Here is a 12,086-nt window from a genome sequence, read left to right as displayed (position 1 = left end):
GCTCGCCGCCCTCGGCGCCCTCTACTGCCAGGGCGCCACGCCGGACTGGCAGAAGCTCTTCGCGGGCGAGCGGCCGCACCTGACGGCGCTGCCCGGCTACCCGTTCTCGCGCAAGCGGTACTGGGCCACGCAGCAGCGTCCCGTGGCGGCGGAGCCGGTGGCCCCGGTGGCTGCGGTGGCGTTGACTCCCGTGGCGCCGGCTCCCGCCGCACCTGTTGCTCCCGCCGCCCCCGCTGCGCCTGTGAAGGCGGGCACCGCCGGACGGGCGAAGATCGTGCTGCAGAGCCCGGGTGTGAAGGCGTCCGCGCCCACCTCGCCCGTCGCCAAGCCGCGCAACGTCCGGCTGGGCGAGCTGGGCCGCCCGGCCGAGCGGCCCGCGCCGGTCGCGAGCCCGGTGGTGGCGGGCCCGGCGGCTGTGAGCCCGGTTGCCGCGGGCTCCGCCGTTGCGGTGCAGCCCCCGGCCGCGCCGGTGCGGTCCACGAGCGTCCTGCGGCAGGAGCTGCGGGCCGGCCTCGCGGAGGCGCTGTACCTGCCGGAGAGCGACATCGACCTCAACCGCAACTTCATCGAGCTGGGCCTGGACTCCATCGTCGGGGTCGAGTGGATCAAGACTCTCAACAAGAAGTACGGCACCGCGCTGACGGCCGCGCGGCTCTACGACTACCCGACGGTGCGGGAGTTCGCGGACTTCCTGAACGGTGAGATGGCGGCCTCCGCACCGGCACCGGCACCGGCGCCGGTGCCGGTAGTCGAGCCCGCGCCCGCGCCCGTGGCGGAGCCCGCCCCCGTCGTGGCCGGGCCCGCGCCCGTGGCCGCAGCGCAGCCCGCGCCCGTCGTGGCCCGGCTGGTGCGCCCGAAGTCCGTCCTCATCGACGAGTTGAGGAGCAGCCTCGCCGAGGCCCTGTTCCTGGAGTCGGGAGAGATCGACGCCGGCCGCAACTTCGTGGAGCTCGGCATGGACTCCATCATCGGCGTCGAGTGGGTGAAGACGATCAACCGGATGTACGGCACGTCGCTGACGGCGACGCGGCTGTACGACTACGCGACGCTGCGCGAGCTGGCCGGCCACCTGGAGACGCAGATCCCGGCCCCGGCCGAGCCCGCCGCCGTCCAGCCGGCCCCGGCGCCCGCTCCGGTCGCGCCCGCTGCGCCCGCCGCTTCGGCGGAGCCCGCGCCGGCCGCCCCCGCCGCCCCGGTCACCCCCGTCGCCCCCGCACCCGCCGTGTCGACGCCCGCCGTCTCGACGCCCGCCCCCGCCCCGGCCCCGGCCGCGCGCGAGGCCGCACCGCCCGCCGTCCGAACCGGCAACCGGGCCGCCGTCATCGGCATGTCCGGGCGCTACCCCGGGGCGGAGAACCTCCGCCAGTACTGGGACAACCTCAGCAACGGCCGCAACTCCGTCCGCGAGGTGCCGCCGTCCCGCTGGGACGTCGCGCAGTACTACGACCCGCGCCCCGGCCAGAAGGGCAGGACCACCTGCAAGTGGCTGGGCTACCTGGAGGACGCGGACTGCTTCGACCCGCTGTTCTTCAACATCTCGCCGCTGGAGGCGGAGGGGCTGGACCCGCAGCAGCGGCTGTTCCTCCAGGAGGCCTACCGGGCGTTCGAGGACGCCGGTTACGACCCGCAGTCCCTCAGCCGCAAGAAGTGCGGCGTCTTCCTGGGCATCAGCGGCAACGAGTACAGCTTCCTGGTGTTCCGCAACGGCGCGGAGACCAACGCCGCGACGAGCAGCAGCAACGCCATCGCCGCCTCGCGCATCGCCTACTTCCTCAACCTCAAGGGCCCGGCGATCGCGATCGACACCGCCTGCTCGTCCTCGCTGGTGGCGCTGCACCTCGCCCAGCAGGCGCTGGCGAGCCACGAGATCGACATCGCACTGGTCGGCGGCGTCTCGCTCTACCTGCTGCCGGACACCTACGTCGGGATGTCCGAGGCGGGCATGCTCTCGCCGCACGGGCAGTGCCGGTCCTTCGACAACGGCGCCGACGGCTTCGTGCCGGGCGAGGGCGTCGGCGCCCTGGTGCTGAAGCGCCTGGGCGACGCCGAGGCCGACCACGACCACGTCTACGGCGTCGTCGCGGCCTCGGGCACCAACCAGGACGGCAAGACCAACGGCATCACCGCGCCCAGCGCCAACAGCCAGATGGAGCTGGTCCGTTCGGTCTACGACCGACACGGCATCGACGCGGCGTCCATCGGCTACGTCGAGATGCACGGCACGGGCACCAAGCTCGGCGACCCGATCGAGCTCGACGCGCTGGGCACCGTCTACCGCGAGCGGGGCGTGCCCACCGGCTCCTGCGCGATCGGCTCGGTGAAGAGCAACATCGGGCACACCTCGGCGGCCGCCGGGGTCGCGGGGGTGCACAAGGCGCTGCTGAGCATGCGTCACGGCCTGCTCGTGCCGTCGCTGAACTTCGAGACGCCCAACGAGCACTTCGACTTCGCCCATTCCCCTTTCCGTGTCAACACCCGCCTCGAACCCTGGGAGCCCCAGGCCGGCCGGGCGCCGAGGCGTGCTGCCGTGAGCTCGTTCGGATTCAGCGGAACGAACGCCCACGTCGTGCTGGAGGAGTATCGCAATGCGTGACAGCAGTGTGCGGACCGCTTCGGCGGCCGTCGTCGTCACCCTGTCGGCCAAGACCGAGGCGCAGTTGGACAGCGCGGCGGAGAACCTGCTCGCCTTCCTCGCGGACGAACCCGGGCTCGACCTGACCGACCTGGCCTTCTCGCTCCAGGTGGGCCGGGAGGCGATGGACCACCGGCTGGCCTTCGTGGCCGACTCCACCACCGCGGTCGCGCGGGGCCTGCGGACCCACCTGGGGCGGGGCGGCGACACCGCCCTCTTCCGGGGCCGGGCCCCCGAGCAGCTGACCTGGGACGAGGAGGACGAGGACCGCAAGGCGCTCGTCCGCTCCTGGATCGCGGCCGGGGACCGCGCCGCCGTCGCGCAGGCCTGGGCCGGCGGCTGCGCCGTCGACTGGCCGCTGCTGTACGCGCCCGACCGGCCGTTCCGGATCCCGCTGCCCACCTACCCCTTCGCCAAGGAGCGGTACTGGGTCGAGGCGCAGCCGGGCGCGCAGGCCGGCCCCGCGGCGGCCGCTCCGGCGGCGCCGCACCCGCTGGTGCACCGTGACACCTCCCAGTTCGGGCGGCAGCGCTACACCTCGACGTTCACCGGCGAGGAGGCGTTCCTCGGCGACCACCGGATCCGCGGCGAGCGGATCCTGCCCGGCGTCGCCCACCTGGAGATGGCGCTGGCGGCCGCGGCCGGCGGGCGGACGCCGTCGGCGGGTACGGCCCTCACCGACGTGGTCTGGGCCCGCCCGTTCCGGGTGGGCGGGAGCCCGCGCGAGCTCCACGTCGCGCTGCGGCCCGACGAGGCGCAGGGCGTCCGGTTCGAGGTCTTCGCCGCGGACGAGGACGCGGACGGGCCGGCCACGGCCCAGGTCCTGCACAGCACCGGCACGGTCGTGCCCGGCGGCGGCACGCCCGGCCGGGTCGACCTGGCACGGCTGCGGGCCGAGTGCGGCGCGCGCAGGCTCGACGCCGACCAGGTCTACACGGCGTTCGCGGCGGCCGGGATCGAGTACGGCCCGTCGTTCCGCGGCATCGACCACCTGCTGGTCGGCGCGGACCAGGTGCTGGCCCGCCTCGTGCTCCCCGCCGCCGCGCAGCCGGGCTGGGACGCCACCCGGCTGCACCCGGGCCTGACGGATGCGGCGCTCCAGGCCTGCCTGGGGATGCCGGCCGCCGACCCGGACGCCCCGCAGCAGACCCTGCTGCCGTTCGCCGTCGACCGGGTCGAGGTGTTCGGTGCCCTCACGCCCGGTCTCTGGGTCTGGATCCGCCCGAGCGCGGCGGGCCCGCAGGAGACCTCCGTCCGCCGCTTCGACCTCGACCTGTGCGACGACGCGGGAGAGGTCCGGGTGCGCCTGACCGGCTTCGCCGTCCGGGCTGTGCCGTCCGAGCCCGCGGCGGGCAGCGTCCTGGCCTCCCCGCAGTGGCGCGAGCGGGCGCTGCCCGCGCCGGCGACCGTGGGGGCGCGCCGCACCCTGGTCTTCGCCGAGGCGGGCGCCCTCGCGGACGCGATCGCCGCGGACAGCGGCTGCGAGGTGGAGGTGCTCACCTCCCCGGCGGCCGGCCTCGGCGGCCGCTACACCGACTACGCGCTCCAGGTGTTCGAGCGGACGAAGGCGGTCCTGACCGACAACACGCGGTCCGAGCTGCTCGTCCAGGTCCTGCTGGCGGACGGGCCACAGGCACCGGCCCTCTCCGGGCTGGGCGCACTGCTGCGGACGGCCCGCCTGGAGAACCCGCGGATCACCGGTCAGGTCGTCCTCGTGGACGCCGCCACGGGAGCGGAGGCCCTGCGCGCGCTGCTCGCGGCCGAGCGCCGCACCCCGGCCGGCACCGGCGACGGCACCGCCGAGGACCACGCCGCCGGCACGGCCGTCCGGTACCGCGACGGCCGGCGCGAGGTGCTGACCTGGGCCGAGGAGCCCGCGGCGGCCCGCCCCGGCCCGCCCTGGCGGGCCGGCGGCGTCTACCTGGTCACCGGCGGCCTCGGCGGCCTCGGGCGGATCTTCGCCGAGGAGATCGCCGGCCAGGTCAAGGACGCCACGCTCGTCCTCGCCGGCCGCTCGCCGGAGAGCGCGCGGACACGGCGGATCGTGGAGCGGCTGCGGGCTTCGGGGGCGGACGTCTCCTACGCCCGGCTCGACGTCGCCGACCGGGACGCCGTCGTGGCCCTGGCGGACCGGATCGTGCGCACCGCCGGGCACCTCCACGGCGTCATCCACAGCGCCGGCGTGATCGAGGACAACTTCATCCTGAAGAAGCCCGTCCGCGAGTTCCGCGCCGTCCTGGCGCCGAAGGTCGCCGGCCTGGTGAACCTGGACGAGGCCACCAAGGACGCGGACCTCGACTTCTTCGTCGCGTTCTCCTCCGGCGCCGCCGTCACCGGCAACGCCGGCCAGGCCGACTACGCGGCGGCCAACGCCTTCATGGACGGCTTCGCCGAGTACCGGCAGAGCCTGGTCGCGGCCGGACTGCGGCGCGGCCGCACGCTCTCCGTCGACTGGCCGCTCTGGGCGGACGGCGGCATGCGCCCGGACGCCGCCACGGAGGCGGTGCTCCGCGACCGCTTCGGGATCTCCCTGCTGGAGCGCGCGGCCGGGATCGAGGCCCTCTCCCGCAGCCTCCAGACGAACCACCACCAAGTGCTCGTCGCCGCAGGCGACGTGGCCCGGATCAGGCAGGCGCTGACGATGCAGCAGGCCGGTGAGGACACAGGACCAGTGAGCACCGACATCCCCGTCGCGGAACCGGAGCGGCAGGACGACGGCCTGGAGGACAGGGCCGTCGGGTACGTCACCTCGCTGCTGGCGGGCGCGCTCAAGGTGCCCGCGCACCGCATCGAGGCCGACCTGCCGCTTGAGCGGTACGGCATCGACTCGGTGATGGCGATGAACCTGACCGCCAAGCTGGAGGAGGTCTTCGGCCGGCTGCCGAAGACGCTCTTCTTCGAGTACCGCGACATCAAGCAGCTCACCGGCTACCTCGTCGACGCGCACCGGGAGCGGCTGGCGGAGCTGCTGGGTGTGCCGGCCGCGGCTCCCGCGCCCGCTGCGGTGCCCGCTGCGGTGCCCGCCCCCGTGTCCGTGCCCGCCGCCGCGGTCGGGGCCCCGGCGGCTCCGGCGCCCGCCGTCGCGTCCGAGCCCCGTGCGGCGGTCGCACCGCGCAGCGCCGACATCGCCGTCATCGGCCTCGGCGGCCGCTACCCGCAGGCCCGCGACCTCCGCGAGTTCTGGCGCAACCTGGCCGAGGGCCGGGACAGCATCACCGAGGTGCCCGCGGACCGCTGGGACCACCGCGCCCACTCCGCCGAGGACACGGCCGAGCCGGGTACGACCTCGCACAGGTGGGGCGGGTTCCTGGACGACGTCGACCGGTTCGACCCGCTGTTCTTCACCATGTCGCCCCGCGAGGCCGAGTTCACCGACCCGCAGGAGCGCCTGTTCCTGGAGTGCGTCTACGAGACGCTGGAGGACGCCGGGTACACGCGGCAGGACCTCCTCCGGCACCGCTCGAACGGCGTCGAGGGCAACGTCGGCGTCTTCGTCGGTGCGATGTACGACGAGTACCAGCTGTACGGCGCGACCGAGCAGGCGATGGCCGAGGGCCGGGTGATCCCGGGCAACGCGGCGAACATCGCCAACCGGGTCTCGTACTTCTGCAACTGGCAGGGCCCGAGCATCACGCTCAAGACCATGTGCTCCTCCTCCCTGACGGCGCTCCATCTCGCCTGCCAGAGCCTGCAGCTCGGCGACTGCGAGGTCGCCGTCGCCGGCGGCGTCAACCTGTCGCTCCACCCGAACAAGTACCGGCTGCTCGGGCAGACCGGCTTCGCGTCGAGCAAGGGCCGGTGCGAGAGCTTCGGCGAGGGCGGCGACGGCTATGTGCCCGGCGAGGGCGTCGGCGCCGTCCTGCTGAAGCCGCTGGACCGCGCGATCGCCGACGGCGACCGGATCCACGGCGTCATCAAGGCCACCGCGGTCAACCACGGCGGCCGGACCAACGGCTACACGGTGCCCAACCCGACCGCCCAGAGCGGTGTGATCGCGCACGCCCTGGACAAGGCGGGCGTCGACGCGCGGACCGTCAGCTACGTCGAGGCGCACGGCACCGGGACGTCGCTCGGCGACCCGATCGAGATCGCCGGCCTCACCAAGGCGTTCTCCCGCCACACCGACGACCGGCAGTTCTGCGCGATCGGTTCGGTGAAGAGCAACATCGGGCACGCCGAGAGCGCGGCCGGCATCTCGGCGCTGACCAAGGTGCTGCTGCAGCTGAAGCACGGCAAGCTGGCGCCCTCGCTCCACTCCGAGGTGCTCAACCCGCACATCGACTTCGAGGGGACGCCCTTCCGCGTCCAGCGGGAACTCGCGGACTGGGAGCGGCCGGTGATCGACACCGCCGACGGCCCCCGCGAGTACCCGCGCATCGCCGGTGTCTCCTCCTTCGGCGCGGGCGGCTCCAACGCGCACGTCGTCGTCGAGGAGTACGTCCCGGCCGCCCGCCCGGCGGAGACCGACCCGGCCGGGCAGCCGCTGGCGTCCGTCGTCGTGCTCACCGCGCGCACCGCCGAACAGCTGCGGGAGCAGGCGCAGCGGCTCCTCGACTGGGCGCAGGAGGAGCGGATCGGCGACGCCGACGTGCCCGGGATCGCCTTCACGCTCCAGACCGGGCGCGAGCACCTGGACGAGCGGCTGGCCTTCCTGGCCGGCTCCGCCGAGGAACTGCTCGCCCGGCTGCGGGACCACCTGGACGGCAAGGACGCCGTCGGTGAGGTGTACCGGGGCCGCGTGAAGCGCGCGAAGGACGCCGTGTTCTTCCTCGCCGAGGACGAGGACATGGCGCACACCATCGAGGCCTGGGTGCGGAAGCGGAAGTTCGGCAAGCTGCTCGAACTCTGGGTCAACGGGCTGGGCCTGGACTGGCGGAGCTTCTACCCGGCGCCGCTGCCGGGCCGGGTCTCGCTGCCGACCTACCCGTTCGCCCGCAAGCGGTTCTGGGCCCCGGCGTCCGCGCCGGCCGCCCCGGCCGTGACCGCGCCCGCCGTCTCCGCTGCCGCGCCCGCCGCCGTGGTCCCGGCCGCCGGCGCAGTGGCCGGGCCCGTCGCGCTGAAGCCTGTCGCGCCGGTGCGGCCCGCCGTCACCGCCACCGCGCCCCTCCCGTCGGGCGGCTCCCGCACTGTCGCGAAGCCGCGGGGGATCGGCCTCGCCCCGCTCGGCGGCGAGCCGGCCACTGCGTCCGCCCCGGCGCCCGTGCGGCGTCCCGCCCCGGCGGTGACCCTTGCGCCCGTGGGCGCGGCCGCCGCCGCCCCGGCGCCCGCGCCGGCCACCGCCCCGGCCCCGGCTCCGCTTGAGGCGCCCGCCCCGGTGGCCGCGGCGTTCGCCGGCCCGGACGAGGAGACCCTCGTCGACGAGCTGGCGGCAAGCCTCGCCCAGGCCCTGTACATGGCGGAGGAGGACGTCGACACCGACACCAACTTCACCGACCTCGGGCTGGACTCCATCGTCGGGGTCGAGTGGATCAAGGCGATCAACAAGCAGTACGGGCTCGACCTGGCCGCGACCAGGCTCTACGACACGCCCACCGTCCGCCAGTTGGCGGCCTACCTGCACAACGTGCTGCGCACCGCGGCGCCCGCCCCGGCGGCGCCCCCGGCCGCGCCGGTTGCCGCCGTCGCGCCCGTGGCCGTCGCGCCCGTCGTGCCGGCGGAGCAGCCGCAGCCGGCGCTCTCTGAGGAGGACGTCCAGGCGGACCTGCTGAGCAGCCTGGCCGCCGCCCTGTACGTGTCGGAGGACGAGCTCGACCTCGACCGGAGCTTCACCGACTTCGGCCTCGACTCCATCATCGGCGTGGAGTGGATCAAGGCGATCAACAAGCAGTACGGGCTGGACCTGCCCGCCACCAGGCTCTACGACCACCCGACCGTCCAGGAGCTGACGGCCTGCATCCTCCGGGAGCTGGGGAAGGGAGGCGCCCCTCAGGGGCGTCCCTTTCGCGGGCTGACTGCCCCCGCCCCCGTCGCCGCACCGGCCCCCGTGGCCGCACCCGCCGTCCTGCCGACCCCCACGCCGAAGCCCGTGCCCGCCGCCGAGCCCGTGCCCGCCGCCGAGCCCGTGGCGGCTCCTGTGGTGGTGCAGCAGGCCGCTTCCGCGCCCGCCCCCGCCCCCGCCCGGGCCGAGGCGCGCGCCGCCGACCCGCGCCGCGGTGACGCGATCGCGATCGTCGGCATGGCCGGCCGCTACCCGCGCTCCGAGAACCTGGCGGAGTACTGGGACAACCTGGCCAACGGGCGCGACTGCGTCCGGGAGATCCCCAAGTCCCGCTGGGACGTGGACGAGTACTACGACCCGCGCCCGAGCCAGAAGGGCAAGGTCTACTGCCGGTCGATGGGTGTCCTCGACGACATCGAGGTCTTCGACCCGCTGTTCTTCAACATCCCGCCGGCCGAGGCCGAGGCGATGGACCCGCAGCAGCGGATCTTCCTCCAGGAGGCGTACCACGCCTTCGAGGACGCGGGGTACGACCCGCGGGCGCTGAGCGGGGAGAAGTGCGGCGTCTACCTGGGGATCATGAGCAACGAGTACAGCATGCTCATGCAGAAGCAGGGTGCGGACGCGAGTTCGGCCACCAGCAACAGCAACGCCATCACGGCCGGCCGGATCGCCTACTTCCTCAACCTCAAGGGCCCGGCCATCGCCCTGGACACGGCCTGCTCCTCCTCGCTCGTCGCGACCCACCTGGCCTCCCAGGCGCTCAAGAGCGGCGAGATCGACATGGCCCTGGTCGGCGGCGTCACCCTCTACCTGAGCCCCGAGGCGTACATCAGCATGTGCGGCGCGGGGATGCTCTCGCCGGACGGCCGCTGCAAGACCTTCGACAACGGCGCCGACGGCTTCGTGCCGGGCGAGGGCGTGGGCGCGCTCGTGCTGAAGCGGCTCGACGACGCGGTGCGCGACCGCGACCACGTCCACGGCGTCATCCTCGGCTCGGGCATCAACCAGGACGGGAAGACCAACGGCATCACCGCGCCGAGCGTGGTGAGCCAGATGGAGCTGGAGCGCGACGTCTACGGGCGCCACGGCATCGACCCGGCCGGCATCGGCTACGTCGAGATGCACGGCACCGGCACCAAGCTGGGCGACCCGATCGAGCTGGAGGCGCTGGCCACCGTCTACCGCGAGCAGACCGACAAGGTCGGGTACTGCGCCATCGGCTCGGTGAAGAGCAACCTCGGGCACACCTCCGCGGCCGCGGGCATCGCCTCGATCCAGAAGGCCGTGCTCTGCATGCAGCAGAAGCACCTCGTGCCGACGCTGAACTTCGAGCGCCACAACGAGCACTTCGACTTCGAGCGCTCGCCGTTCTACGTCAACACCGGGCTGACGCCGTGGAAGACGGAGGCCGGCACGGCGCGGCGTGCGGCCGTGAGCTCGTTCGGCTTCAGCGGCACCAACGCCCACCTGGTCCTGGAGGAGTACGAGGAGGCCGCCGGGGACACGGCGCCGGAGCCGCTGCACGCCCCCCGCCTCTTCGTCCTGTCGGCGAGGAGCGAGGAGCAGCTCAGGACGGCCGCCACCCGCCTCGGCGACCACGTCCGGTCGCACCCGTCGCTGGACCCGAAGGACCTCGCGTACTCGCTCCAGCTGGGCCGCGAGGCCATGACGCAGCGTCTGGCGCTGGTCGCCGCCACCCCCGGGGAGCTGGCGGAGAAGCTGAGCCGGTTCGCCGAGGGCGGCCGGGCCGGCGGTGTCCACACCGGTCAGGCCAAGAAGGTCCGGGGGAGGGGCGCCGTGCACGTCCCCCCGCCCGCCCCGGGCGGCACCCCGTCCGCGGCGGAGTGCGAGCGGCTGGCCGAGCTCTGGGTGACCGGGACGGCCGTCGACTGGGCACAGCTGTACGCGGACGGGCGACCCCGCCGCGTCCCGCTGCCCACGTACCCGTTCGCCCGTGGGAGCTACTGGTTCACGCCCGCCGAGGACGGCACCGACGCTCCCGCCGCAGCCGTTCCCGCGCCCGCAGTGGCCGTGCCGGCCGCACCCGTGCCGGCCGCACCCGTGCCGGCCGCGCCCGCGCCCGCGGCCGTGGCACCCGCCCGGGCCCCGTCGGCCGGGGCACCCGCCTCCGCCCCGGCGGCCGCGGCGAACATCCTGCTGAAGCCTGTCTGGGACGTCGTCCCGAAGCCCGCCCTGCAGACGCCCGCCGCGCCGGACGGCCGCGTCCTCGTGGCCGGCGGCACGGAGGAGCACTGGGAGCGGATCCGCACCGTCCACCCGACCGCCGAGCGCCTGCCCGTCGGCCCCGCGGACACCGTGGAGACGATCGCCGCCCGGCTCGACGAGGCCGGCGGCCCGCTCGCCCACCTGGTCTGGCTGGCTCCCCAGCAGACGCCGCCGGGCGTCACCGACGACGCGCTGGTCGACGCGCAGGAGGGCGGCCTCTACGCCTGCTTCCGCACGCTGAAGGCGCTGCTGAGCCTCGGCTACGGCCGCCGCACGCTCGACCTGACCGTCGTCACCGAGCAGAGCCTGCCGGTGCGGCGCAGCGACACCGTGGACCCGACCCATGCCGGCCTGCACGGCCTGCTGGGCTCGGCGGCCAAGGAGTACCCGGGCTGGAACGTGCGCCTGGCCGACCTCGACAAGGGGTACGACTGGCCGCTCGCCGAGCTGTTCGCGCTGCCCTGCGAGGAGCGCGGCAGCGTCTGGGCGTACCGCCGCAGGCGCTGGTACCAGCAGGCGCTCCTCCCGATCCGGGAGAGCGTCGCGGCCGACACCTCCGCGCCGGGCGCCCACCCGGTGTACCGGCAGGGCGGCACGTACGTGGTGATCGGCGGCGCGGGCGGCATCGGCGAGGCGTGGACCGAGCACATGATCCGCACCTACGGGGCGCAGGTCGTCTGGATCGGCCGCCGGGCCGAGGACGCGGCGATCCGCGAGAAGCTGGAGCGCCTGGGCCGGCTGGGCCCGGAGCCCCGGTACGTACAGGCCGACGCCGCCGACCGGGAGTCACTGCAGGGCGCGTACGAGCGCATCAAGCAGAGCCACCCGGCCGTCCACGGCGTGATCCACTCGGCGATCGTCCTGCTCGACCAGAGCCTGGAGCGGATGGACGAGGGGCGTTTCCGCGCCGCCGTCACCGCCAAGGTCGACGTCAGCGTGCGCCTCGTCCAGGTCTTCCGGACCGAGCCTCTGGACTTCGTCCTCTTCTTCTCCTCGATGAACTCGTTCCTCAAGGCGCCCGGGCAGTGCAACTACGTGGCCGGCTCCGTGTTCAAGGACGCCTACGCCCACCGGCTCGGCTCCGCTCTCTCCGCCCCGGTGAAGACCATGAACTGGGGCTACTGGGGCAGCGTCGGCATCGTCGCCTCGCAGGAGTACCAGGAGCGGATGAGCAGGGCCGGCGCGGCCTCGATCGAGCCCGCCGACGGCATGGCGGCCCTCGACGTCCTTCTTTCCGGCACGTTCGACCAGCTCGGCCTGGTCAAGGCTCAGGGGGGTAACTCGTAA

At 74.3% G+C, this 12,086-nt stretch carries 2 protein-coding genes (1 of these 2 running past the window's edge); both read left to right on the top strand.

From position 1 onward, the window contains the following. Positions 1 to 2,593 carry the 3' end of an SDR family NAD(P)-dependent oxidoreductase gene (locus OG286_RS06385; protein WP_405364859.1) on the top strand. The gene continues 5,900 nt to the left of window position 1, outside the view, so the window shows 2,593 of its 8,493 coding nt (coding positions 5,901–8,493); its start codon lies off the left edge, out of view; its stop codon occupies positions 2,591 to 2,593. Further along, positions 2,586 to 12,086, top strand: a complete 9,501-nt coding sequence (locus OG286_RS06380) for an SDR family NAD(P)-dependent oxidoreductase (protein WP_405364857.1) — start codon at positions 2,586 to 2,588, stop codon at positions 12,084 to 12,086. Before OG286_RS06385 ends, OG286_RS06380 begins: the two co-directional genes overlap by 8 nt.

Source organism: Kitasatospora sp. NBC_00039 (genome assembly GCF_045160625.1).
Classification (GTDB): Bacteria; Actinomycetota; Actinomycetes; order Streptomycetales; family Streptomycetaceae; genus Kitasatospora.
This window is presented reverse-complemented; position numbering and strand designations above follow the sequence as displayed.